We start from the raw sequence: 24,701 nt of genomic DNA, 5'->3' as shown, positions 1-24,701 counted from the left end.
GCCCGGGGACGTGAAGCGCTGCCCGCACGGGAAGATCATGATCCGCTGCCAAGTCGGGCCACACGCCAGCGTCGCAGGCCCAGGCACTGACTACTGGAGGGACCTCTCCCCCATCCTCGACCCCATCAAATACCGGCGAGCACGAAAGGCACTGGCGTGAGCAAACCACAAACGGCTGATTCCGCAACATCAGCCGCACCCGGCTCGGACTGGCGGGACGTTGAGGAAGGCACCGAGTACACGGCGGAGCAGCTTGCCCGCCGGTTCCTCGACTCCAACTGGGATGATCAGGTGGCCATGGCCGAGAAAGCCCTCGACAACGCCGGCACCGCCACCGCCTGCCACATCCTCAACCACGAAGGCGCCCACATCTTCGCCACCGGGCACAGCTGCCAGGACCGGTACAACGAAGGCTGGACCGACGCCCTCAACGAACTCAGCAGACAGGTGAACGCCGATGGCCAGTGACCCGAAGTTCGCGGCGGGGCAGGTGCGGGACGGGCGCCTGATCTGCGGGGCGAAGAACAAGAAGGGCGAACCGTGCGGGCTCGGCCCCGTCCCCGGGGCGGGACGGTGCGGCCGGCACGGCGGGAAAGCCCCGCAGGTGAAGGCGGCGGCGGAGCGCCGTGTGGCGGAGGCCGCGGCCCGGGACACCATGACCAAAGCCGTCCGCACCCTCGGCCTGCCCATCGACGTCGACCCCGGCAAAGCCCTGCTGGATGAGATCCACATGACGGCTGGGCACTGTGCCTGGCTTCGGGAAAAGGTGCAGGAGCTTGAACCGGAGCAGTTGGTCTGGGGCAAGGAAAAGCACGAGGAAGGAATCGGACCCCAAGGCATGGTCGATGTGAGCACCGAGAAAGCCGGCCCTTCAGTCTGGTACGAGCTCTACCTCAAGGAACGGGAGCACCTCGCCAAGGTCTGTGCCCTCGCCCTCCGCGCCGGGATTGAAGAACGCCGAGTGAAGCTTGCCGAGAATCAGGGCCTCCTCGTCGCCGACGCCATCCGGCGGATCCTCGGCGCCCTCGGCCTCACCCCGGAACAACAGCAGCTGGTGCCGGTCATCGTCCCGCGGGAACTACGCGCCCTTGCGGCGGGAAACGCGTAGGACTTGCTAGAATAGCGAGTGGAAAGCAGGGGTCTCGGAGGGGGAGCTAAGTGGTCGAACAGGTGCAATGCACGGGCGGGCAACACCCAACCAACGCGCAAGGGGTGACCCTCTGCCACAACTGCACCACCCGACTCGAAGGCCTCCTCCGGGACGTGCGGGACGTGTGGGCGAACCTCATGGTCACCGCGGCCCGCCTCGACAAAGGCGCCGCCTCCATCGGTTCGAGCGGCCACTCCGCCCCGGCCGCGCCCTGCAACTTCGACGCCATCGAAGACGGGGACCAGCTCGCCGCCGTCCTCCGCGGATGGGCGGAGCAGCTCGCCGTTGTCAGCCCCCACTTCACCCCGCCCCGGGTCGCGGAGCGCCTACTGAACCAGGTCAAGCAGATCCGGCGGCGGGACTGGGCCGGCGACCTCCTCCACGAACTGCGGGACGCCTTGAACGCGGCACGCCGGGTCACGGACAGGGGCGCGGAACGGGTGTTCGCGGGGATGTGCCCGACCGAAACGGACGGGACCGAGTGCGGGGCGGCCGTGTTCACCGCTCCCGGCAAGCCTGTCGCTCGCTGCCACAAATGCCGGTCCGAATGGGATGTGACCGAGTGGCGGGGCCGGGCCATCAGCGCCGCCGGCATCCACCACGGCACCCCCGCGGAGCTGTCGCGCATGATCTCCGACCCCGCAACGGGTGAAGCGCTCCCCCAGGCGCGGATCCGGCAATGGGTGCGCCGCGGGAAACTCGCCCCCATCGGAAAGAACCGGGACGGCCGCCCCACCTATCAGGTGCGGAAGGTCCGGAACCTGTGGGCCAGGATGCAGGCCTCCGCGTACGGTAACCCGGCGAACAAGAAACAACTTGAACTCGCCGCCTAGGCGCTTGCAATTTGCAGACTTGTCACGTACGTTGGTCACATACTGCGAGAAGTGTCCTTGGAGACACCCGCAGGAAGAAGCCCGCCACTCCCCCAGCTGTGGCGGGCTTCTCGCATGCGAGGGGACGGGTCAACAACCGGCGCGTACCCGGGTGAAGGCCGGCCGGGGTTCTTTGAACCTTTCAACCCTGCCATGGACGGACCTGCCCACAGCTCCCCCGCAACAACTGAATAGCCCGCCGGCGCATCAGCCGGCAGGAGGCGCCAACACGACGGCCACAAGGCCGCGGCGATGCAGACCCGTTCGAGTCGGGCCGCCTCCACTGACGGTGACCGCCCCTGACCAACCCTTGCGAACAGCAGCGGAGCCAGTAACCGTCCACCCACCCCAGCGCGGCGGCTGGGCGAGACCGCCGCAAAGCCGGACCCCGCCACTGTGCACACGTGGCGGGGCCTGGCACCACGAGGCTACGCTTCGCCGTCCTGCAGTGAGGCGTGGACCTCTACGGCCTTCTCGTGCACGCCGGCCGGATCCGGAGTGAAGCCAGCGCTTTCAAGCTGCGCGGTCAGGATCTTCTCGATCTCCTCAACGGACGCATCCACCGGGATAGGGAACTTCCCCTCGGTTGCCGCCGCCCTTGCTTTGATCTCTGCCTCGAATGCTGCGATGGCGTCGTCGTTGAACTCAATGCCTGCCATGACTTCCTTTCCATACTGATCAGTTCCCCAGCCGACTGGCCAGTGGTGCCATTCTTGCCTATCGGCCCAAACGCCCGGAGGATGTCGTGACCGTGAACATGTGGGAAGCTGCTGCCCGCATGTTCGAGCCTATGCGGCACGACTGGGCCACCCCGGGCGACCTTGCGAGGGCGATCGAGCCGTCAACGGTGCAGACCCCGGCCCTAGACCTGATCGACGAGTACCTAGCGAGGGTCGAGTCCGGGGAGATTGACCGGCTCATCGTGAACCTGCCCCCGCAGGAGGGCAAATCCACCCGGGTCACGACGATCGGGCCGCTCTGGTTCCTCACCCGCAACCCGGACCGCCGCATCGCGATCATCTCCTACGCCTCCGAGCTCGCTGACGAGTTCGGGCGGAACATCCGCAACCACATCAGCGCGAACGACGGCAACGACGAAACACTCGACCTCGGTCTCCGGATCGCCCGCGACAACGGCGCGGCCAGGCGTTGGAAGCTCGACGGCCACCGCGGCGGCGTCGTGGCCCGCGGTATCCGGGCAGGCCTCACGGGCCGGCCCGTCGACGCACTGTTCATTGACGACCCGATCAGCAACCTCGAACAGGCGAACTCGAAAACGTACCGGGATCAGGCGTGGGGTTTCTGGCAGTCAGTGGCCAACACCCGTCTCGCCCCCGGTGCCCCCGTCATCCTCGTCCTTACCCGCTGGCACGCTGACGACCTAGCCGGCCGTCTCCTCGCCGCTGAGGACGCGCACAGGTGGACGGTCCTGAACATCCCCGCCGCCGCCGAGGAAAACGACCCGCTCGGCCGGAAACCCGGAGAATGGCTCGAATCGTCCCGGAAACGCACCGCCAAGCAGTGGGAGCAGATCAAGGTCGCTGTCGGCCCCAAAGTGTGGCAGTCCCTCTACCAAGGCAACCCCAGCCTCGACGAGGGCGGGGTTCTCCCCACCACGTGGACGCACTACGAGCAGCCGCTCTGGCTTGTCGACCACTCCGGCGCCCACACCGTGCCCGGTATCGGGCGGGACGATCACGAGCTCGTCCAGTCCTGGGACCTCACGTTCAAGGGCGGCGACAACTCCGACTTCGTGGTCGGTCAGGTGTGGTTGCGGGTCGGGAACACCGCCTACCTCCTTGACCAGGTGCGCCGGCGCATGAACTTCAACGAGACGTGCGAGGCGATCAAGGGGATGTCCGCGAAGTGGCCGCAAGCGGTGGCCAAGTTCGTGGAGGACAAAGCCAACGGGCCCGCGGTGATGAACGCGCTCAGCTCCACCGTGGTCGGGTTGATCCCGATCGAACCGGAGGGGTCCAAGTACGCCCGCATCAGCGCCGTCTCACCGCTGGCCTGGTCCGGGAACGTGCAGCTGCCGTCCACGAGGCTCGCCCCATGGGTGGAAACGTTCCTCCAAGAGGCCCTGTCCTTCCCCTCCGGGGCGAACGACGACCAATTGGACGCCTTCTCCCAGGCGATCAACCGGCTCCTCCTCATGCCGCTGCTCAACGAGGGCAACTTCATCGAACCCGACGTCTACGACGACTACAACGAACAGGGCTGGTCCATCAGCCCGGTCTAGGAGGCCGCCGTGGGTATGATCCGCCAGCTGCTCGGCCTGCAAGAGGCCGCGGACAAGTCAGAGGCGAACGTCCAGGAGGGTGTCTTCGAGACCCTGACGTACCGACTCGAGGAGTCCCTCGCCCAGCTGGAACTCTCCCGGGAGAACGCCGGCTGGATGCGCCTCTCCGAGCAGTACGCGCAGGAGTTCAGCCGTGACGGGCTCACGAAGGCCGCGGAGATGGGTCGGGTCTTCGGTATCGCGAACCCGATCATCAAACGCGGCCGCGAAATCCGGCACGCCTACGTGTGGGGTCAGGGCGTCACGATAAGCGCCCGCGACCAGGACGTCAACACAGTCCTCCAAGCGTTCATCGACGACGAGGGCAACAGGGAAGCGTTCTACGGGGCGCAGGCCCGGCAACAGTACGAGGGTGCCCTGTTCGATGAGGGCAACTTCTTCCTCGCCCACTTCACGAACCCGCTCACCGGCCGGGTGAAGGTGCGGTCCATCCCGTTCGACGAGGTCATGGACGTCATCACCGCCCCCGGTGACAAAGCCACCCCCTGGTTCTATCTTCGCCAGTGGGTGGAGGTCGGCACGGACGGGCAGAACGTCCAGATGAAGGCCTACTACCCGGCCCTCAAGTACCAGCCGCGCATGAAGACCATCCGCATCGACGGCGTCCCTGTCCTGTGGGACGCTCCGGTCCGGCACGTGAAGGTCAACGCCGGCAACGGGTGGAAGTTCGGTATCGGCGACTCGTACGCGGCGATCCCGTGGGCGCTCAGCCACAAGGGCTTCCTTGAGGACTGGGCGCTCCTGATGAAAGCCCTCGCGAAGATCGCTTTCACCACCTCGTCGAAGTCGACCGGGGTGGCGCAGGCGAAACGGGCGCAGATCCAGTCCCTCGGGAACATGCAGGCCGGTTCCACGGTGTCCATGTCGGATGATCAGAAGCTGGAGGCGGTCCCCAAGTCCGGGGCGACCATCGACTCCGAGTCTTCCCGGCCGCTGGCGACGATGGCCGCGTCCGCCATGGGCATCCCGGTCACGATTGTGCTGGCCGACCCGGGACAGACCGGGGCGCGGGCCACGGCCGAGACCCTGGACCTGCCCACCCGGCTGATCATGCAGGCACGGCAGGAGCTCCACACCGAGGTATTCAGGGACTCCATCGGCTACGCCATCGAACAGGCCGTCATCGCACCCCAGGGCGCGCTGAGGCGGCTCGGTACCGCGGTGAGGGACGAGGACCGGCTCACGGTCGAGTTCAAGGACGAGTCCGCGGCCACCGTCGAAGTCGTGTGGCCATCCCTCGACGAGGTCGACGTCAAGGTCCTGATCGACGCGATCGTGGCCGCCGACGGCCTGCCCGACATGCCGAAGCTGCCCCTCATCAAGCTGGCTTTGCAGGCGTTGAGGATCCGGGACGTGGACGAGTTGATCGACAAGATCACCGACGCGAACGGTGACCTCATCGTCACCGACACCACCGCCGGCGACGTGGCCGCCAACGCATTCCGCAACGGCCAAGACCCGGCGGCGGCTCTCAAGTAGGAGGCACGGATGGCGGTCACGGCCGAGACTCTCCGCATTGTTGACCGCCTCCGCGCCGATCTGGAACGCATGACCGACGCCCAGACCGTCGCCCTCACCCGGGCGTGGACTGAGGTGTGGGACGTCCTCCGGGCCGACTTCGAGGTCGCTCTCGTGGAACTGGTGGCCGGGGCCGTGGACGGCAAAGTGTCCCGGGCGACGGCCGCGAAGAACATCCGGCTCCGGGACGCCCTGCAGCAGACCCGGGCCATGCTGGATGAACTGGCCAGGACGACGAACGCGACGATCAGTAACGATGTCGGCCAAGCCGTCCTGGACGCCCTCGACGGGCACGCCGCCATGATCAGCTCCCAGCTGCCCCCGAACACCGCCGGCGCCGGGGTCACGTTCACCCGGACCTCCGCGGATGCCTTGGCCGCGATCGTGGAACGCACCACCCAGCAGATCCACTCCTCCACCCGGCCTCTCCCGGCCGATGTGGAACGGGTCATGAAGCGGGAGCTCATCCGGGGCATCGCCGTCGGGGACAACCCGAACCGGACAGCGGCCCGGATGCTGCAGCAAACCGAGTCAAGGTTCAACGGCGGCCTCACCCGGGCGCTCACGATCTCCCGCACCGAGACGCTCGACGCCCACCGTGCCGCCACCAAAGCGTCCGAGCAAGCGAACAAGGCGATCCTCGAAGAGTGGGAATGGCACGCCTCCCTGGGTGCCCGAACCTGCCCGTCTTGCTGGGCTAAGCACGGCACCCGGCACCCGCTCGACGAGGCAGGGCCCAACGACCACCCCAACGGCCGGTGCGCCCGTGTCACGGTCACCAAGTCGTGGAAGGACCTCGGCTTCAACATCGAGGAACCCCCCTCGGCCACACCGGACGCGCAAACCGTCTTCAACGGGCTCACCCCGGAAACGCAGCGGGACATCATGGGCGCTCAACGCCTCGAACTGCTGCAGTCCGGGAAAGTGTCGTGGGCTGACCTGTCCACGAAGAGGGAAACCGACGGGTGGCGGGACTCCTACACGGTCACACCGGTGAAGGACCTCACCGCGAAAGCGGCCTAAGTCCCGTCGCTGAGGGACGCCTCGTACTGCACGGCGCCGCACCATTTGCAGACTACCGACATGGACCCGCCCGTCGAGCGCAGGTACACCCCATGGACTTTCCAGTCGTGCCCCGGGCACTCCCCAGGCACGCCCGCCCCATCGTTCCGGTCATCAAGGCCCACACACCCATTCTAGGAGGCTGTCAATGGCCAAGCTCATCCACGAAGCCGGGACGCTAAGCACGGCGCCCGGGCCCGGTCGGCTGCTCATCCAGCTCATCACCCCCGGGTGGGGGTCTTCCGGCTACTACTCCCCCGCACTGCTGGAGCAGGCCGCCGCGGACAAGGTGTTCGCGAAGGGCACCCAGATGCACATCGACCACATGTCCAGTAGCGAGCGGCGGGAACAGCCGGCCGGGTCGGTGAAAACCCTGGCCGCGGTCCTCACCGAGGACGCCGTCTGGGACGGAGAACGCCTCGTCGCCGAGGCAATGCTCGGCTCCCAGTACCGGGACGTGATCACCGAGTTCGCCGACTACATCGGCACCTCAATCGCCGCCGGCGCCGACGTCACCATCGGCGAGGCCGAGGGCCGCAAGGGGGCGATCGTCGAGAAGCTCTACCCCGACGCCCTGAACCGGGTCGACTTCGTCACCGTCGCCGGCCGCGGCGGGAAAGTCGAGAAGGTCCTCGAATCCATTGCCGGCAGGGCCGAAGAGGCGACCGCCAACGAAACCCGCGCAGCCATCAACACCGCCGTCCGGGACGCCTACCAGGACGACGGCGTGTGGGTCTGGGTCCTCGACTACGACGACACCAACGTCTGGTTCGAACAGGAATCCGCTGACGCGTCCAAGACCTGGCAGCAGGCCTACACCCTGACCGGCGCGACCGCGGAGCTCACCGGCGACCTCATCGAGGTCCGGCGAGTCACCAGCTACGAACCCGTCACCCCACCCGCGGCCGAAGCCGCCCAGAATGTCCCGTCCAACCTGGCCGGGTCAACCGAAACCGAAGAATCTAAGGAGATTCCGATGGCAAAGATCGAAGTAGACGAGGCCGCTCACACGGCCGCCGTCGAAGCTTCCGGCCGGGTTCCCGCGCTCGAAGCCGAAAACGCTGACCTCAAGGCCAAGCTGGCCGAGGCCGCCAAGAAGGACAACGACGCGACCGCAGCCGCCGTCGTCGCCGAAGCCTTCGAAGGCATCAGCGCACCCGCCACGGTGAAGCTGCTCGCCAGCACCTACGCCCTGACCGCCGAAGGCGCCGTCGACACGGCCGCCCTCAAGGCCAAGGCCGAGGAAGCCGTCGCCGAGATCGCCGCATCGTTCGGCGCCGGCAAGGTCCGCGGCGTCGGACACTCCGCCGCCGTCACCGAGTCCGCCGACGTCGCCGACGCGGACGTCCTCACCGCCCTGAAGGGAGCCTAACCATGGCCAAGAACCAGCGCATGCCCAAGGCACTGCACATCAGCGTGCCCGCCCCCTACGACGTCGTCTCCGGCGCCCCCGTCCGGGTCGGCAACATCTGCGGTGTCGCCCAGATCGACGCGAAGTCCGGGGCAGACGTCACCGTCTGGCTCGACGGCTCCCACGACGTCAACGTCACCGGCGCCCTCGCCACCGTGGGCCTCCCGGTCTACATCACCGCCGCCGGCGCCCTGAACACCACGGCAACCGGCAACTACCTCTGGGGCATTGCCCTGGGCACCAAGGCAGCAGCCGCTGGCCCCGTCGAAGTAGCCCCCATCGGCTACACCACCCAGACCGCCGTCGGCGCGTAAGGAGACCAGACATGACCATCCTCAACACCGGCGACATCATCGCCCAGGAGGGCTACCGCATCGCACCCTCCGTGAAGGCCCGCATGCTCGAAGCTGCGAAGCTCTTCAACGAGGGCGCCCGCGGCGTCACCGCGGCGGCCGAGTACCGCCTCAAGGAGGCCTTCTCCACCTCGGACTTCCCGGTCCTGCTGGGTAAGGCCTTCGACATCGAGGTCCAGTCCACGTACAAGACCATCGACCCGGAGTGGTCGAAGATCGCCCGGGAGGCGAAGGTCAAGGACTTCCGCCCGAAGAAGATCATCGACCTCAACGGTGGTCAGGACACGTTCGATGACGTGGCCGAAGGCGAGGAGTACAAGGGCGCGTCCCTCTCCGAGTTCGAGTACGAGATCAGCGCCGGCAAGACCGGCCGCACCTACGGTCTCACCTTCGAGCTCCGGAAGAACAACGACTACTCCGAGCTGATGGACTTCCCGGGCCGGCTGGCCACGGCGGCCCGCAACACGGAGGACGCGAAGGTCTTCGGCGCGTTCGTCACCAAGGACGGCCCGAACACCGACTTCTTCAAGACCGCGAACGGGAACGCCCCCAAGGCACTGCCCCTGAACCGGGACAACGTCCAGGCCGCTGTGAAGGCGATCTGGAAGCGGAAGAACCGTGAAGGCGTCCCCTTCCGGGCGCTGGGCACCAAGCTCCTGCTCGTCACGGCACCGAGCCTGTCGTTCGAGGCCGAGATGGCGGTCGCCCCGACCATCGCGGACCCGAACGGCGGCCCGAACCCGATCGCCAACCCGCTCTACGGGAAGGTCGAAGCCGTGGTGTCCGAACGCCTCGGCATCATCGACCAGTCCGCGAAGGCGGACACCACCTGGTACATCATCCCGGATCCGCGCTCCGCGAACCCGGCGCTGTACAAGGCCACGATGCTGGGCGAGGAACAGCCCGATATCCGCGTGAAGCGCGACCAGGGCGAGCGTGTCGGCGGCGGCGCCGTCGCCATCGACGAAGGCAGCTTCGGCGACGACACGATCTGGTACCGCGGCCGGCACATCACCGGCGGCGCGGCCACGGACCCGATCGGGACTTACGTCTCCACCGGCTCCTAGTCGGAACCTGGTGCCGGGGTGACAAATAGGGCAAGTCAACCCCACCCCGGCACCACCCCACAACTTCACACAGGAGGCGGATCGTGGCCGAACTCACTGACGTCGAAATCGTCCGCCTCAACATCACCGACCTGGCCGACCCGCCCCTGTTCACTGACGAGCAGCTGGGCGCCTGGCTGAGCCAGTACGGCGGGTCGGTGAACCGGGCCACGTACCGGGCCCTGATCACGATCGCCACATCCGAGGTGCTGCTCGGGAAGAAGATCCGCACCCAGGACCTGCAAACGGACGGGCCGGCGGTTGCCGCCGAGCTACGCAACCTGGCCGCCACGTACAAGGCGGAGGCCGACGACGAGGACGCCAAGGCCGGGTCCTTCTTCGAGGTCGTGCCCCTGTACGAACCGAAACCGGAGGGGGCTGAGTACCGGTGGTAGGACTCCCGAATACGAAGGTCATCCCGGACGGCTGGGCCGGGCACCACCAGACCACGGTGGCGGAGACCCGCACCGCCCCTGGCACCATTCACCGCATCACCGCAGGTCCTGCACCTTTCCCGAAACCTGAGGGCTGGACGGGTACCGGGCAGGTTTACTCCGGCATGTTCCGTGTGCAGGAGCTCAACCGTGAGGGCGGTGGCACCCCGGGCGAGCAACCGACCCGGGAGCGCCAGTACCTGATCGTCGCCGGCCTAGACATCCCCGCCTTGCAGACCGGTGAGCGTGGCGACATCGTCCGGGTCGCCGGCCGCGAGTTCCGCGTCCAGCAGGTCCTCTTCGGTTCCCTCCTCTGGGAGATCGACCTGCTGTGCACGGACAACCTCACCCAGCAGAACCCGGTCTGATGGCTGACGGCGCAGAAGCACTCCGCAAACTCTCGGCGGACATCGCGAGGGCCGCGGCCACGACCGGCGCCCGGGCCCAGATCGTGGTCCGGAAGACCGCGTACGACATCGAACGCACGGCCAAGAACCTCGTCCCGGTGGACACGGGCAACCTGAAGGGCTCCATCGGGCACAGTGACGCCCGCTCCGTGGGCCGCTCCGGGACCCTGGCCATCGAGATCGGCCCGACCGCCAACTACGGCGGGTTCGTCGAGCAGGGAACCTCCAAGATGGCGCCGCAACCGTACATGGGCCCGGCCGCGGACACGCATGAGCCGGCGTTCACGCAGGCCATGCAGCAGCTCGGATTGGAGGGCCTGAATGGCTGACCCCGAAGCCTGCGCGGCCGCCGTCACGGCCGCCCTCGCCACCGTCGAAGGCATCACCAGCTACGACGGCTACGTCCCGGTCAAAGTCCCGGAGACGGGCGGGTACATCGACCCGTACGTCGTCCTCTGGGCCGGGACCGGTGACGAGCCCGGCGAACTCCCGGCGGACGGCCGCCAAGCCTCGGACACCCTCATCTGGGACTTCCAAACCACCGCCGTCGGGGCAACCCCGGCGATCTGCCGGGCCGTCGACAAAGCCGTGGCCACCGCCCTCACCAACCTGGCCATCGGCACTGGCCGGGTGCGGCGCAACCCGGACGGCTTCAACCAGCAAGCCCCCGTCCTAGACACCCAGACAACCCCATCCCGTCACTTCCTCCCCCGGCAGTGGCGGCTCATCACCAACTAAGGAGACCCCATGGCTGATGACGGATTCGTGACCGCGGTGGGCCCGGACGGCAAGAAACGCCGGGTCCCCCAGCACTACCTCGAAAACCCGAAGCTCGGGTACAAGCTCCCGCCCTCCAAGCAGGTCCGGGAACCGGCCAACCCGGCCACCACCACCGTTACTGAACCGGCCAAGCCGGGGACCAAGAAGGAGGCCCGCGGATGAAAGTCGCAGCGGACGGCAAGAAGAAGTTCACCCTACTGACCGTGGCCCCGGCCGCGGCCAACCGGATCCCGACCGTGACCGAGCTGAACGCCGGGCAGGACATCTCCTGCGCCGTCCTCGACTCGGACGCGAACTGGACCCACACCGCCTCGGACCGGTTCAACGAGAAACCCGCATGCACGAAGGGCAACTCGCAGGCGCTGGGCGCGTCGAACTACGACACCGCCCTCACCTTCCTGCGCGAGTACCTGGACGCCGGCGGCGCCGACGTGACCGGGGCCGACCTCGGCTACCAGGCGGTCAAGACCAAGGGCACCACGGTCTGGATCTACCTGCGCGAATCCGACAAGGATTCCGGCGCGGACTGGGCGGCGGAGGACGTCATCGACCTCGGCGGCGAAGTGGTGTCCGACGCCCCGATGCGGGTGAACAACGACGGCAACATCAAGCGCCGTATCGAGTTCCTGCCGCAGAACATGATCTCCGACGTCAAGGTCGGCGCCGCGGCGTAACCAAGCTGGCGGCCGGGTGGTTTTCCAAGGTTCCACCCGGCCGCCGTTCCACCCCAAACCTTGCCCCGAACATTCAAAGACCTTGGAGGTCCCCCATGTCCGAAACCATCACGCAGGATCCGGCCACCTTCGACGTCGAGGGCTGGTTGCAGGATGCGAAGCTCCCCGAAGAGTCGGCCACCGTGTACAAGCGGGCCGACGTCGTCGCTGAGCTCTCCGACCTGAAACGCCGCATCGAACTGGAGACCCGGGCCGCCGGCGCCGAGTACACGGCCGCGGACCCGGCCCTCACACCCCTGGAGCAGGAGTACCAGCGGCTGCTGGAGACGTTCGCCGCCTCGGCGCTCACCGTGTACGTGCGGGCCCTGACCGAGCAGGAACTCCGCGCCCTCCGCGCCGCCAGCGAGGCCGCCACCAAGGGCCTCACCCCGGACGAGCAGAACGAACACTTCGGCTACGGGATCCTCGCCAAGTCGATCACCGCGGTGAAGGCCGCCGGCGGCGAACGGCAGGCTGTCGACTTCACCCCGTCCAAGGTCAAGGCGCTCAAGGACGCGATCGGCACCGCCCAGATGACCGTGATTCTCAATGCCCGGCTCACCGCACAGAACGCCGTCCCCAATGTGGACGCCGATTTTTTGCACAAGCGCTCTGGCACGGAGCCTGGGGCCGAGTAGTCCAAGTCCTCCAAACCGCCAGGGCCGCCGGGAAACCCCCGTCCCACTGGTTCAGCCGCAACCGGGGCGACTGGCTCGACCGGGACTATGTCCTGACCCTCGCCCTCACCGTCTACGAGGACGGGCTCTGCAGCTGCGGCTACCCCGTCGTACTCGCCCACGACGAGCACTCCGACGGGTGGTTCGGGGCCAAGAAGGTCCAGTGCCACAGCTGCGCCGCCCGGGAACGGGCCACCGCAGGGAACGGCAAAGACCCGTACGTACCCCAGCCGGGCGAGAAGGTCTACACCACGTACGACGCTGAGGGCCGGCAGAAGTCAGAAGCCCGCAAGAATGCCTCCAGAAACCCCACCCTGCCGCTCTAACCACAGGAGGCCGCCTTGTCCGCACGCTCAGTCATCATCCGGCTCGAAGCCGAAGTAGCCGGGTATGTGGCCGGGATGGGCCGGGCAGGTCTCGCCACCGACAACGTGGCCCGGCAGGTTGTGCAGGCCCGCCGCTCGATCAGCGACAACGAGCAGGCCATGGACAAGGCCGGCAAGGTTGCGATGGCATTCGGGGCAGCCTCACTGGCTGCCCTGGGCGCCAGTGCCAAAGCCGCCATGGACTGGGAATCCGCGTGGGCTGGCGTCACGAAGACCGTGGACGGCACCCCGGACCAGATGAACGCCCTGGAGACCAGTCTCCGCGGCCTGGCCAAGACCCTCCCCACCACGCATGAGGAAATCGCTGCCGTGGCCGAGGCCGCCGGCCAGCTCGGCGTGAAGCGGGAAGACGTCGCCGGGTTCACGAAGACCATGATCGACCTCGGCGTCAGCACCAACCTGACCGCCGACGAGGCGGCCACCAACATCGCCCAGATCTCCAACGTCATGGGCACCATGGCCCGGGAAGGGTCCGAGGGCGTGTCCCGGTTCGGTGCCACCCTCGTCGCACTCGGCAACGACGGTGCATCCACGGAGAAGGAAATCCTCTCCATGGCGCAGCGCATCGCCGGCGCCGCGGCCACAGTCGGGGCCTCCGAGGTCGATGTGCTGGCCCTGTCCAACACTCTCGCCTCCATGGGTATCCGTGCCGAGCTCGGCGGCGGCGTCACCACCCGGGTGCTCCTGAAAATGTACTCCGCCGTGAAGGAAGGCGGCTCCGCCCTCGACACCTTCGCGAAGACCGCGGGTGTGAGCGCTGAGGAGTTCTCCAAGAAGTTCGGTTCCTCCCCTGTCGAAGCACTCGACATGGTCAACAAGGGCCTGAACCGGGTGAAGAACGAGGGCGGCAACGTCGTCTCCGTGATGAAGGACATGGGACTCAAGGGCACCGAGGAAACCCAGGTCATGCTGGCCCTAGCCGCCTCCGGCGACCTGCTCTCCGACAGCCTGAAACTGGGCAACAAGTCGTGGCAGGAGAACACTGCCCTCCTCAACGAGGCGACGAAGCGGTACGAGACGACCGAGTCGAAGGTCAAGATCGCTTGGAACAACATCAAGGACGCCGCTATCGACGCCGGCGCTGTGCTGCTCCCGGTGATCTCCGGACTGGCGGAATCGGTGTCCGGACTCGCACAGACCTTCGGGTCCCTGCCGGCACCGGTCCAGTCCGCGGTTGTGATCATTGGCGGCGTGGTTGGCGTTGCCGCCCTCGCCGGCGGGGCGCTCCTGACCCTGACCCCGAAGATCCTCGCCACTCGGGCTGCTTTCGCCGAACTGAACCGCGCCGGCAGCGGCGTGCCAGGCATGTTCGCCGGGGTGGCCAAGGGCGCCGGCGTGGCCCTTGGGGCCGTGATCGCTCTCGAAGGCATCAAGCAGCTGCACAACGCCATGCAGCCCGGCAACCAGTCAGTGCAGGACTTCACCCAAGGCCTGATCGGCATGGGCAAGCAGCAGGACAGCATCGACAACCTGTTCAAGAAGATCGAGTTCGGGACCGGCGACAAACTAACCGGCCAGATCAACAACGCAGGTGACGCCCTAAAGCACCTGATCAACCAGGACTTCAACGACGCCACGGCCAGCTTCGGTGCCACAGTGCTCGGCATCGACAACGGCATCTCCAAAATTGCCGACGCCGTAAAGAAGTCGGACCAGGCCATTGGCGCCGCCGCCTCAAGCGGCAACACGGAGCTGGCGGCGAAGAGCTTCAAGGCCATCGCGGACAGTGCCAAAGCCCAAGGCGTGGAGGTTTCGAAGACCGCTGAGCGGTTCCCGGCCTACAAGTCGGCCCTGCAGGAGCTCGCCAGCCAGGCGGGCGTGACGGTCACGGATCAGGAACTCCTGAACTGGATGATGGGCCAGACTCCCCCGGCCATGCTCGCCGCCCAGAGAGCTGCTGAGGGCGCGGCCGGTGGGATGAAGGGGGCTGGGGACGCGGCAGGCGGCGCCACGGCGCCCAGCAAGGAACTGTCCGACGCCCTCGCAGAGGTCGGGCTCTCCGCTGAGGGCACGGTCATCAACATCGTGAAGTTCACCGACGCGCTCATCAACGCTGGCCTGCTGAACCTCTCCGCACGGGACGCGGCCCGCGGCTTCCAAGAAGCCATCGACGCGGTCAGCGCCTCCGTGCAGAAGAACGGCACCAGCCTGGACATCAACTCCGAGCAGGGTCGCAATAACCAGGCCGCGCTGGACGCGATCGCCGGGGCCGGCTTCCGGGTCGTGCAGGCGAACGCGAAGGCCGGTGAGTCGGAGGAGACCCTGCAGGGGAACCTGTCGGAGACCTACAACAAGCTGGTTGCCGGTGCCGGCCAGTTCGGTATCACCGGTCAGGCAGCGGAGGACCTGGCCCGGGACATCCTCAAGGTCCCGCCGGGCGTCAGCATCGAGTCCTGGATGTCGTCCGCGGCCAAGGACATGGCGGAGCAGACTAAACGGGCCCTCGGGGAGATCGACGGCAAGACGGTGCACACGTACTCCATCGAGCACAAGATCACCTCCATCGAAACGCAGGTCAAGGGCGGCGGGTCCCCGGAGGACCCGTCGATGACGGCTCTCGTGCCGGGGCGTGCCGGCGGCGGCGACTTAGACATGGCCCCGGGCCCGAAGGGTGTCGATTCCCAGCTCTTCTTCGGCGCCAAGGGTGAGCACGTCTTCACCGCTCAAGAGGTCGACCTTATGGGCGGCCAGGACGCGGTCTATCGGTTCCGGGCACAGGTCCGTGCGGGCAATGTGCAGGGCTTGGCCGGAGGCGGGGCTGTTGGTTCTCAGATGATCGCATCGAGGATCCTCGTAGCCACAGCTCCGGCTCCGATCAGCGACCATGCCGCCCCGGGGACGAAGCACGTCGAGCAGCACTTCCACGGGGTAAGTGACCCGCGGGCACTGGCCTACTATTCAGCACGGCTGCAGGAGGGTTCGTAATGACAGACGGCAGCTGGGGTATCAGCCTCAACGGGCTGGACCTCACCGGTGTTGTCGGCCAAGCCACGTTCAAAGCATTGGATGTGGAGAACTGGGCCGCCGGCCCAGGCTCAACGGGTGACTCCATCCAGAACCAGTACGGTGACGGTGGTTGGGTCAACGAAGCCTTCGACACTGACAAGCGGCTGATCATCCCGGGCACCATCAAGGGCCCCGACCGGGAGTCAGTGCGGTCCGGGTTCGACCTGCTGAACAGCCTGATCCCCCGCAAGGATCTGCGCCCGCTGGTGGTTGACGAGGACGGGCTGGTCCGGCACACCCTCGTGCGCCTGGACCAGCCCCGGCCAGACTTCAAGTACCTGTCCGATCGGCTCGGTTCCTTCACCATCCAGCTGGTGGCACCGAGAGGCAGGAAGCTCGCCGGGGACGGATCGGGCCCGACCACATTGGCTGGCCCGGTTGGACTCCCGAAGGTTGAGGGCGGCCTCCGACTGGTGCCGCCTGGTGTCCGTTACGTCCCCGGGGGTGTGCGGATCGTCGCGACTGTCCGCTCCGGTCAGATCGTCCTTGGGACGGCCGGAAATGCGACCCCGCCGGTGCTTCTGCGCATCCGCGGCCCGATCCCGGACTTCACGATCACCGCGACCCTCGGCGACACGATCCAAGTCCAGCGTTACACGGAGGCTGTTCCGGCCGGGCAGTTCGTCGACATCGACCTGGACAAGCGTCTCGTCCGGATCAACGGAACCGTGAGCCGCCGGAACAAGCTCATCGGCCCTTGGATCACTCCCGCCGACGGGATGACCTTCAAATTCGAATCTTCCGCCCAAAACGACACAGCCTCGATGGAGCTCTTCGCATCGAGTGCTTGGAGGTAACCCATGCCTGTTGACGCCATCACCCCGACGTTCATCAATGCCCCCGATGCGGCCTCGGGGCCGGCTTACGACGCGGAGACGCAGCGGCGGGCGTTCGGCGGCCTGGTCGCTGGCGGCTCAGCGGTGGGGGTTGCCCGGTCCGGTGTACTGGACCCCCGGGCCCTCGTTCCTGCACTGTCTGGATTGACCGTGCAGGTCGGGCCGGGCCCGTGTGCTGTCGGCACCGCTAAGGGAGCGTACTTGTCCGGCGCCCCGACGGTGCTGAACGTCGACACGCTAACCCCGGCGGACTCCACCAACCCGCGGCGGGATCGGCTGGTGTTTGAGGTCCTGGACCCGGACAACGGCGGTTCCACCGCCCGGAAGGCGCGCTTCCGGCTCATCACCGGGCAGCCGTCACCGACGGCCCTCACGGGGGGCGGATACCCGGCAGACCCCGGAGCGGTGGACGGAGTCTCGGCCTTCTTCAATATCGCAGACATCGACATGCCGAAGAACGGTGGCGGCAACCCCACGATCACCGACCGGCGCCCGTTCACCGCGGCGGCCGGCGTGCCCGTGAAGGTGCGCAACCAGGCCGAGCGCGACATACTCACGCAGTGGGATGGCCTCGCGGTTGAGCGCATGGACAAGGGCGGCCTTGTCGAGCGGAGTTACGGCGGAGCATGGGTTGGGGCGGCTGAGTCCGTCCTGATGACGCCGGTCGACTCTGGCTGGACCGTGTCGGGCGGCTTTGTTCGCACCCGAACGACTGGCGGCCTGACCCTTGTGCAGTGCGTGGCACGAGTGACCCGTTCGGCATCGGGTGGAGCGTTCTCGATCAATGGCAGCTTCTCTAGCCTGCTCGTCAACACCGTCCCTGCCGGATGGCGTCCCGTCGTCCCCGTGGACTCGTTCTGCACTCTGAACGATGGCAACGCGGTCGGCAAGGCCGAACCCGTTGTGCGTGTCGGCACCGACGGGACCATGGCCTTCCGGATCCCGGGCGGTGCGACAATCACGGCCGGCGCCGGCTGGTACTTCACCCTGACCTCCAGCTGGTGGCAGTAAGGAGCAGGCATGCCTTACCGATTCAAAGTCTGCGAACTCGTCACCGGCGACTTCCTAGACGAATACCCCATGACCTTTGAGGGCGACCTGTCCCGCCTCTTGCAGGCCTACGGGGAGGGCACCCTGACGTTGCCGTTGTTCGACGGCCAGGGGAACCCGGTGTCATCGACATGGAAGCAGGACATCCTGCCGTGGCGCTCCCTGATCCTCGTCGTGGACGAGCAGGACCGGATCGTCTGGCACGGTGCCCCTTACCGCCGCCCCAAAACCATGGCCAACGCGGTCAGGTATCCCTGCCGGACCCTAGAGGCGTACCTCATCGAACGATACGTGCCCACAATGTCCTTCCGGCAGCAGGACCAAACCTCGGTGATCTTCCGCCAGCTGATCGCGGTGGCCGGCGACAGCATCGGCTTGGAGTACGACTGCCCACCATCGGGCCGGCTCCGCGACCACGACTACGCGGCGGACGAGAACGCACGCGTGTACGACCGGGTCAACGAGCTCGCGGCACTGATCGACGGCTTCAACTGGACCATCGACGTCGTTTGGGGCGACGACGACCACACCTACGTCCGGAAGGTAGTCCGCACCGGCTACCCGTTCCTTGGCAACCGCGACGCGAACCCGGCCCATTTCTTCGAACTGGGCCAGAACGTCGAGGACTTCGACCACGACGACGACTGGTCCTCCGGGAATGCTGCCACCCACGTCATCGCTATCGGCGAGGGCGAGGGCGATTCCAAGGTCATGTCCGCCCCGGTCATCGACACCGAGCGCGAGGCGGCCGGGTGGCCGCGCCTTGAGGTCCGCAAGTCGTTCTCGAACGTCAAGGAGCAGGCGACGATCGACTCGCATGCCATGGCTGTCGCCGCTCAACTCTTTGGCGGTCAGGAACTCATCGAGTTGAAGGCCCGCAACCCGGGCTTCGGGGAAGACTTCACCCGGCTCGGCGACTTCACCCTCGGCGACACCGCGCACATCCTCATCGACTGCCCGTCCCTGACCCTCGACAAGGTGTGGCCTGTCGTCGGGTGGTCGCTGTCGCCGCAGAGCGGAGTCTACAAGCCGGTCCTGGCAGAGATAGGAGCCTGATGGAGTCTTCCCTCATACCCCGCCCCTTCTCCCCCACTAATGCGAGACGCCGCTCCGAGGAGAACGCCCGTGAGGCCGAGCGCCGAACTAGCGCCCGCAACGCATCGAGCTCAACAATCGGCGCCGGCGGAAAGCTCGACCTCGCCGGCGACATAAACGTGATGGACGGCGGGGTGGTGCGGGTCATCGGCCAGGGCTTCGATGATTACACCGGCGTCCCTTACGAGGTCACCTCGCGGATGACCACCTACGAGAACGAAGGCAACTATGGGACCTACCAGTCCCCGGCGCTGGAGTTCTCGTCCGCCATCTTCGGGGAGAGCAAGGGCGGCGCCCGGATCTACTCCCGCAGCGGTAACGAGATCTGGATCGAGGGCACTACACCGGACAGCTACACCTCAGCACGGGTCGGCGGCGGCTTCTACGCCGGCTATAACTCCCGAGACACCGCCCTCGGGAAGGAGCGCCGTGAGGCCGCCCTGTCCGTCGATGACAGCCAAGGGCTGCGGGCGACCTTCACTGACACGCAGGCCGGAACCGAGGCCGGCCTGCACGTCCGCCGGTACAACGACCCCACGGCGACCTTGCACGTCGGTCACTTCACCTGGCGCGATACCCTCTTCGCCCGGCTGCGGACGAAGCTCGGCGGGAAGCTCTGGCTCGAGTCCAACAGCGACGCCGGGTCCGCGGCCGTCGTCATGGACGGCGCCGGGAACATCGACCTGCAAACCACCGGGAAGCTGACCAACAACGGGTCCGCGATCGGCGGGGCGGTCGCCTCGGTCGCCGGGAAGACCGGGGCAGTGACCCTCGTCCCGGCCGACGTCGGCGGCCTGCAAACAGCTCTCGATAGCAAGGGCCCGCGCATCCTCAAGCACTGGGAACGCTCCGGGTCCACGTCGACGCCCGACAGCACCGTGTGGGGGCCGGGCGTCATCACCGCGGACCCGAACGTCTCGACCGACGTCGGGCTCCTGACGATGCTCGGCCAGGACCTCGCCCAGATCCGCGACACCGGGACCTACGCGATCAGCGTCGGCATGCGGTTCCCCGCCGGCGTGACCGCGACCAATAACCGCTCTGCGATCAGCGTCGAGCCGATGTCCGGGCCGATGTTCTGCAAGGGTCCGGTGATCCAGACCGACGACCAGGGCGCGGGGTCGATCCCGAATATCCGCCTGCAGGCCGGGCAGCAGTTCCACATCTACATCGTCCAGATCAGCGGCGCTACCCGCGTCATGTCCTACACGATCCGCGTCACCAAAATCAGCGACTAACCAGGAGACTCTATGCCGCACATCAGCATCACGATCAGTAATCCCAACGGCACGCAGGTCACCGCGGCCGGGACAGCGCCCGACACCGCGGCCGTCGACATCGCCCGCCAGCTCGTCGACATCCTCGCCACCAGCGCCACAACCGAAGATGCCCCTGCCTAGCCGGAACCTGGAGGCCCGCGTGTGGACCCGCAGATCGTCGAGCTGGCCAAAGCTCTCACCGCCCCCTTCGTCGCCGCCGGCGGCGTCACAGGCTGGTATCTCCTCTACCGGCGATTCGACAAAGAACGCGCCGAGTCACTGCGGGCCGACATCGCCACGGCAAACGCCGAGCGGGAGGCGGCCCGGAAGGAGCTGCGCGAGGAACGCGCCGACCACAAACTCACCCGCGAGGAGCTGCGGGCCGCTGAGGAAACCATCGACCAGCTCCGCGACGAAGCCCGAGGCAGGACAGCATGAGCCAGCACACACACCGTAAACCCTTCCCGCCCCGGTGGGCCTTCTTCGTTCTCGCCATCGTCATCGCGCTGGGCGTCGGCTGGACCGCCTACAACCAGGTCTCGGCGATGGCGGAGCGCAACACCGCCCAGGCCAACAGCCAGACCCTCGCCCAGGACATCCAGACCGTCTGCGCCAGCCAGGGCCGGCTCCTGGTCAACGACCGGGACCTCTGCGCGAAGGCCGAGCAGGTCCAGCAGAACCCGACCGAGGCGATCCCCGGCCCCAAGGGTGATCCCGGGCCGCCCGGCCGCGACGGAGTTGATGGGGTCGATGGCCAATCAGTTGCCGGGCCAAAGGGCGACCCGGGCAAAGACTCAACGGTCCCCGGGCCGGCCGGTGCTGACTCGAAGGTCCCCGGGCCGCGGGGTGAGAAGGGTGCCGATTCGACCGTCCCGGGCCCGGCAGGACCACCCGGCCCTCCGGGCGCCGACTCCACAGTGCCAGGCCCACCGGGCCCGGCCGGCCAGCCGGGTCCGAGAGGCGAGCAAGGCCCCGCTGGCAGCGGCCCGTCCTCGTTCACGTTCACCTACCTCGGGATGCCCTACACCTGCGCCCCTAACCCGCCCGGCTCATCCACCTACACATGCTCAGGAGGCACGCCATGAGGCCGGTATCGGCGCAGTTCCCAATCAATCAGGCCTTCGCCTCGATGCGGACGGCCGGCGTCGTGGGCAACGTCAACGCAAGCCCGGACACTGTCGAATACTGGGTCGGACGCTACGGCAACTACCAGCCTGACGGGCATGCCGGGTGCGACTTCGCCTGCCCCGAAGGCACTCCCGTCTATGCGATGGCGGCCGGGACCGTCTTGTGGGCCGACTGGGGCACGAAACTCCCGGGCGATGAGTCGTGGGGGCCGAACGGTTACTTCCGGCGCTGGGCGCTCTACAAAGGCTTCCCCGGCATCGTGACCGTCATCCAACACCCGGGATGGATCGGCGTTTACGCGCACCTGTCCGATGCCCCACTCAACCCGGGCGACAAAGTCACCGAGGGGCAGCGGATCGCCACATCAGGCAGCACAGGCGGCGTTGACCCCCACCTGCACGTCGAAGCGCTCATCGACCTCAGCTACCCGACCGGCAACGGCCTAATCTACGGCCGCACGAACCCCGAACCGTTCTTCGGCTCTCAGGGAATCGCCGCACAAGCCGGAACCATCACCCCACTCCCCCAGGAGGACGAATTGTCTGCACAGTTTGAAACCGACGCCCGCGGCGAATTCGACGGGCTCCGAGGATTCCAGAAGGATGTCCGGGGCGCACTTCAGAACATCACCAATGAGACCGAGGGGCTCCATGCCCTCAACGTTGACCTTCGCGGTGACCTCGCCAAAAAGGGCCAGCAGATCAGCGCCCTCACAGCGACCGTGAACACCCTCGCCGGCCTTGTTGCCGAGAAGCAGGGCCTCGACGTGGACCAGATCAAACAAGCCGTAGCCGCTGCTATCGCGGACGGCATCACCGTCACCGTGAAAGCAGGGAACTAATGGCTGACCACCGCGCAACCACCACGCAGGCGATCAACCCGGGCCGCGCTACCCTCCGCACCGCGGTCCAGACGGCGATCCCGGCCTTCCTTGGCCTGCTGGTGATCGTGCCGCTCATCCTGCAGGAGATCGTCGCAGGCTTCGGCCAGCACCTCCCCGAGGGCATCCGGCTCTGGCTGGGCGGTGCGGCCGTCGTCATCACCGCGGCGGCGGCCACGATCACGCGCATTATGGCCATCCCCGGCGTCATTGAATGGACCCGGGCGTATTTGCCCTGGCTTGCACCGGACAGCCGCCCACAGGGTCCTAAGTCTGATTGACCATGGCGCACTGTCGCTCATAGTGTTGTCTTGGCAACCGGCTCAACCACTGAATTGCCACCCCAGAAACGCCCCCGCGCACCAGCCGCCCCCACGGCTAGCGCGGGGGCGTTTCGTCGTACCCGGCTAATCTGGTTGCATGCCCAGCTTCACCCTCGACAGCGTGACCCACTTCTACACGCAGGACCCCCCAGGGCGGCCGGAGAACACCCACTCATGGGAGTACGGCCGGTACCCGAAAGTCCGGGCCACGCTCCCTACCGAACCCACGCCTGTGACGGTCTACGCGTATGCGTCCCGCTGGAATGGAGATTCGATCCTCGTGGGGTGGGAGGGCGACGACCGCCGCAAACAGTGGATGTGGGTGAACGCCGCCGAAGTCGAGCGGGCGACGGCATCCGAATGGGACATCTGGGAATACCACCGCTGTCCGGAGAACCTGCGCGGGGTGCGCTGGGGTGACCGGCTCCCGGGCTTCCTACCGGCATGATTTCCATGCGCAATCTATGCGCAAATTGAGTGAGCAAATGGCTAAAAGTAGCTCAAAATAGCTCAAAGCAAGGAGCGTTGAAGGCCCCAGAAACAGCGGAATCCCCCGCTTTCACGGGGGATTCCGGCTAAGTCGTGGGATGGGTTGACCGATACGCCGGGTTCTGTGGTCCCGGGCCGTCGCCGGCACGGGAATAGCGGCCATCCATCTACGAACGCCGTTGCCGACGCCCTCCAGCAGCCTACCCGGACACTCGGGCGGGCAGCCCTCAAACGTGTCCTGTCTGGCCTTGCTCCGGGTGGGGTTTACCTAGCCTTCCCGGTCACCCGGGAAGCTGGTGGTCTCTTACACCACCGTTTCACCCTTACCCGGCCGCGGAACCGTGCAAACACGGCGCCGCCCCGGGCGGTCTGTTCTCTGTGGCACTGGCCTGCGGGTTACCCCGAGTGGGCGTTACCCACCACCCTGCCCTGCGGAGCCCGGACGTTCCTCGAGCCACTTGCGTGACGCGCGGCCGCCTGGTCAACCCATCCGCAGTTCATTCTACGGGCAGACAGGGGGCCTTTGTCCCGGAGCCTTTTGGCCGGGCCGGTGGGAGAATTGATACAGGCACCCCACCGTCCAAGGAAGCGATCCGGATGGACATCACCGCCGTCATTATCTGGCTGCTCGTCGCGGCCCTGCTGATCATCATTGCCCGCTCCTCCATCAGGATCGTCCGCCAGTACGAGCACGGCGTCCTCTTTCGCCTGGGCCGCGTGATCGGCGTGCGGATGCCGGGGCTGCGCTTCATCATCCCGGTCGTCGACCGGCTGCAGCTGGTCAGCCTGCGGATCGTGACCATGCCCATCCAGTCCCAAGGGATCATCACCCAGGACAACGTCAGCGTGGACATCTCCGCCGTCGCCTATTACCGCGTCATCGACGCCGTAAAGTCCGTCGTCGCGATCGAGAACGTCGCCGCCGCCATCAACCAGATCGCCCAGACCACGCTCCGAAAGGTGGTGGGCCGGCACAGCCTGGACCAGACCCTCTCCGAGACGGAACACATCAACAGCGATATCCGCGAAATTCTCGACGCCCTGACCCTGGAGTGGGGCGTCGAGGTGACGCTCGTGGAACTGAAGGACATCCAGCTGCCGGACAGCATGAAACGCGCCATGGCCAGGCAGGCCGAAGCGGAGCGGGAGAAGCGGGCCAAAATCATCGCCGCGGAGGGCGAATCCATTGCCGCTGCTGCCCTCGGTGAGGCCTCTGACATCATGATGGCGCACCCACTGGCCCTGCAGCTGCGGAACCTGCAGTCCCTCGTGGAAATCGCGGTGGACAAGAACTCCACCGTGGTCTTCCCGGCGCCACTAATGAGCACCATCGGGGAGCTCTCGGCGTTCCTCGCCCGGGAGAACCAGTCGGCCGCCACTGCCGCCGGCTCCGATGCCAGGCTGCCCGTCCCCGCCCCGGTCCCCGCCCCTGCCGCAGGCCCGCCGTCGAAAGCCGCGTGAGCC

29 protein-coding genes and 1 other RNA gene are annotated in these 24,701 nt (G+C 66.9%); 28 read left to right on the top strand and 2 right to left on the bottom strand.

Annotated elements, in window-relative coordinates; all coding sequences use genetic code 11:
• Nucleotides 1–156 precede the first annotated feature (156 nt).
• The 3 genes from ABC337_RS15300 (at nt 157) to ABC337_RS15290 (ending at nt 1,983) form a co-directional block, all read left to right on the top strand.
• Nucleotides 157–468 (top strand): hypothetical protein, encoded by a 312-nt coding sequence (locus ABC337_RS15300; protein ID WP_412893273.1) that lies wholly within the window; start codon nt 157–159, stop codon nt 466–468.
• Nucleotides 458–1,108: a hypothetical protein gene (locus ABC337_RS15295; protein WP_412893272.1), complete on the top strand. Its 651-nt coding sequence runs from the start codon at nt 458–460 to the stop codon at nt 1,106–1,108. Before ABC337_RS15300 ends, ABC337_RS15295 begins: the two co-directional genes overlap by 11 nt.
• A gap of 155 nt (nt 1,109–1,263) precedes the next feature.
• A complete protein-coding gene (locus ABC337_RS15290) occupies nt 1,264–1,983 on the top strand; it encodes a hypothetical protein (protein WP_412893271.1) in 720 nt (239 codons plus the stop codon).
• A gap of 467 nt (nt 1,984–2,450) precedes the next feature.
• On the opposite strand, the gene ABC337_RS15285 is transcribed toward ABC337_RS15290, so the two are convergent.
• The gene (locus ABC337_RS15285) at nt 2,451–2,681 is read right to left on the bottom strand and encodes a hypothetical protein (protein WP_412893270.1); all 231 of its coding nucleotides are present in this window, start codon (nt 2,679–2,681) and stop codon (nt 2,451–2,453) included.
• An 86-nt stretch (nt 2,682–2,767) separates the two neighbouring features.
• On the opposite strand from ABC337_RS15285, the gene terL reads away from it, so the two are divergent.
• The 24 genes from terL to ABC337_RS15165 all read left to right on the top strand — a co-directional run bounded on the left by terL (nt 2,768) and on the right by ABC337_RS15165 (nt 23,196).
• Nucleotides 2,768–4,264 (top strand): phage terminase large subunit, encoded by a 1,497-nt coding sequence (gene terL / locus ABC337_RS15280; protein WP_412893269.1) that lies wholly within the window; start codon nt 2,768–2,770, stop codon nt 4,262–4,264.
• Between the two features lie 9 nt (nt 4,265–4,273).
• Entirely contained in the window at nt 4,274–5,803 is a 1,530-nt protein-coding gene (locus ABC337_RS15275) for a hypothetical protein (RefSeq protein WP_412893268.1), read from the top strand.
• A 9-nt stretch (nt 5,804–5,812) separates the two neighbouring features.
• A complete protein-coding gene (locus ABC337_RS15270; RefSeq protein WP_412893267.1) occupies nt 5,813–6,865 on the top strand; it encodes a phage minor head protein in 1,053 nt (350 codons plus the stop codon).
• A 187-nt stretch (nt 6,866–7,052) separates the two neighbouring features.
• Nucleotides 7,053–8,276 carry a hypothetical protein gene (locus ABC337_RS15265; RefSeq protein WP_412893266.1) on the top strand — a complete coding sequence of 408 codons (1,224 nt, stop codon included), beginning with the start codon at nt 7,053–7,055 and terminating at the stop codon, nt 8,274–8,276.
• A gap of 2 nt (nt 8,277–8,278) precedes the next feature.
• Nucleotides 8,279–8,629, top strand: coding sequence for a DUF2190 family protein (locus ABC337_RS15260; protein WP_412893265.1), 351 nt, complete (start codon nt 8,279–8,281; stop codon nt 8,627–8,629).
• A gap of 11 nt (nt 8,630–8,640) precedes the next feature.
• Nucleotides 8,641–9,735: a phage major capsid protein gene (locus tag ABC337_RS15255; protein ID WP_412893264.1), complete on the top strand. Its 1,095-nt coding sequence runs from the start codon at nt 8,641–8,643 to the stop codon at nt 9,733–9,735.
• 83 nt (nt 9,736–9,818) lie between these two features.
• A complete protein-coding gene (locus ABC337_RS15250; RefSeq protein ID WP_412893263.1) occupies nt 9,819–10,169 on the top strand; it encodes a hypothetical protein in 351 nt (116 codons plus the stop codon).
• A complete protein-coding gene (locus ABC337_RS15245) occupies nt 10,163–10,576 on the top strand; it encodes a DUF6093 family protein (protein ID WP_412893262.1) in 414 nt (137 codons plus the stop codon). Before ABC337_RS15250 ends, ABC337_RS15245 begins: the two co-directional genes overlap by 7 nt.
• On the top strand, nt 10,576–10,944 hold the full coding sequence (locus tag ABC337_RS15240) for an HK97-gp10 family putative phage morphogenesis protein (protein WP_412893261.1): 369 nt from the start codon (nt 10,576–10,578) through the stop codon (nt 10,942–10,944). Before ABC337_RS15245 ends, ABC337_RS15240 begins: the two co-directional genes overlap by 1 nt.
• A complete protein-coding gene (locus ABC337_RS15235; protein WP_412893260.1) occupies nt 10,937–11,353 on the top strand; it encodes a hypothetical protein in 417 nt (138 codons plus the stop codon). The genes ABC337_RS15240 and ABC337_RS15235 overlap by 8 nt, the downstream gene beginning before the upstream one ends.
• A 9-nt stretch (nt 11,354–11,362) precedes the next feature.
• Nucleotides 11,363–11,557 carry a hypothetical protein gene (locus ABC337_RS15230; RefSeq protein WP_412893259.1) on the top strand — a complete coding sequence of 65 codons (195 nt, stop codon included), beginning with the start codon at nt 11,363–11,365 and terminating at the stop codon, nt 11,555–11,557.
• Entirely contained in the window at nt 11,554–12,069 is a 516-nt protein-coding gene (locus ABC337_RS15225; protein WP_412893258.1) for a phage tail tube protein, read from the top strand. Before ABC337_RS15230 ends, ABC337_RS15225 begins: the two co-directional genes overlap by 4 nt.
• 95 nt (nt 12,070–12,164) lie before the next feature.
• Nucleotides 12,165–12,746 carry a hypothetical protein gene (locus ABC337_RS15220; protein WP_412893257.1) on the top strand — a complete coding sequence of 194 codons (582 nt, stop codon included), beginning with the start codon at nt 12,165–12,167 and terminating at the stop codon, nt 12,744–12,746.
• 380 nt (nt 12,747–13,126) lie between these two features.
• Nucleotides 13,127–16,096, top strand: coding sequence for a phage tail tape measure protein (locus tag ABC337_RS15215; protein ID WP_412893256.1), 2,970 nt, complete (start codon nt 13,127–13,129; stop codon nt 16,094–16,096).
• On the top strand, nt 16,096–16,974 hold the full coding sequence (locus ABC337_RS15210; RefSeq protein WP_412893255.1) for a hypothetical protein: 879 nt from the start codon (nt 16,096–16,098) through the stop codon (nt 16,972–16,974). The genes ABC337_RS15215 and ABC337_RS15210 overlap by 1 nt, the downstream gene beginning before the upstream one ends.
• A gap of 3 nt (nt 16,975–16,977) precedes the next feature.
• A complete protein-coding gene (locus ABC337_RS15205; protein WP_412893254.1) occupies nt 16,978–18,024 on the top strand; it encodes a hypothetical protein in 1,047 nt (348 codons plus the stop codon).
• Nucleotides 18,025–18,033: 9 nt separating this feature from the next.
• Complete coding sequence (locus ABC337_RS15200; RefSeq protein WP_412893253.1) at nt 18,034–19,119, top strand: hypothetical protein; 1,086 nt, start codon at nt 18,034–18,036, stop codon at nt 19,117–19,119.
• A complete protein-coding gene (locus ABC337_RS15195; protein ID WP_412893252.1) occupies nt 19,119–20,396 on the top strand; it encodes a hypothetical protein in 1,278 nt (425 codons plus the stop codon). Before ABC337_RS15200 ends, ABC337_RS15195 begins: the two co-directional genes overlap by 1 nt.
• A 12-nt stretch (nt 20,397–20,408) precedes the next feature.
• The gene (locus ABC337_RS15190; RefSeq protein ID WP_412883275.1) at nt 20,409–20,558 is read left to right on the top strand and encodes a hypothetical protein; all 150 of its coding nucleotides are present in this window, start codon (nt 20,409–20,411) and stop codon (nt 20,556–20,558) included.
• Nucleotides 20,559–20,579: 21 nt separating this feature from the next.
• A complete protein-coding gene (locus ABC337_RS15185; RefSeq protein WP_412883276.1) occupies nt 20,580–20,855 on the top strand; it encodes a hypothetical protein in 276 nt (91 codons plus the stop codon).
• Nucleotides 20,852–21,502: a hypothetical protein gene (locus tag ABC337_RS15180; protein ID WP_412883277.1), complete on the top strand. Its 651-nt coding sequence runs from the start codon at nt 20,852–20,854 to the stop codon at nt 21,500–21,502. The genes ABC337_RS15185 and ABC337_RS15180 overlap by 4 nt, the downstream gene beginning before the upstream one ends.
• Entirely contained in the window at nt 21,499–22,386 is an 888-nt protein-coding gene (locus ABC337_RS15175; protein ID WP_412883278.1) for a M23 family metallopeptidase, read from the top strand. The genes ABC337_RS15180 and ABC337_RS15175 overlap by 4 nt, the downstream gene beginning before the upstream one ends.
• Nucleotides 22,386–22,706 (top strand): hypothetical protein, encoded by a 321-nt coding sequence (locus ABC337_RS15170; RefSeq protein WP_412883279.1) that lies wholly within the window; start codon nt 22,386–22,388, stop codon nt 22,704–22,706. Before ABC337_RS15175 ends, ABC337_RS15170 begins: the two co-directional genes overlap by 1 nt.
• Before the next feature lie 139 nt (nt 22,707–22,845).
• Complete coding sequence (locus ABC337_RS15165; protein ID WP_412883280.1) at nt 22,846–23,196, top strand: hypothetical protein; 351 nt, start codon at nt 22,846–22,848, stop codon at nt 23,194–23,196.
• A gap of 136 nt (nt 23,197–23,332) precedes the next feature.
• Here the strand turns inward: ABC337_RS15165 and rnpB are convergent.
• An RNA gene (gene rnpB, locus ABC337_RS15160) (RNase P RNA component class A) lies at nt 23,333–23,726 on the bottom strand.
• Between the two features lie 108 nt (nt 23,727–23,834).
• Between rnpB and ABC337_RS15155 the strand changes: the two genes are divergently transcribed.
• Nucleotides 23,835–24,698 carry a slipin family protein gene (locus ABC337_RS15155; protein ID WP_412883281.1) on the top strand — a complete coding sequence of 288 codons (864 nt, stop codon included), beginning with the start codon at nt 23,835–23,837 and terminating at the stop codon, nt 24,696–24,698.
• Nucleotides 24,699–24,701: the final 3 nt, after the last annotated feature.

The sequence above is a fragment of the Arthrobacter phoenicis genome, assembly GCF_047238215.1.
GTDB lineage: Bacteria > Actinomycetota > Actinomycetes > Actinomycetales > Micrococcaceae > Arthrobacter.
This window is presented reverse-complemented; position numbering and strand designations above follow the sequence as displayed.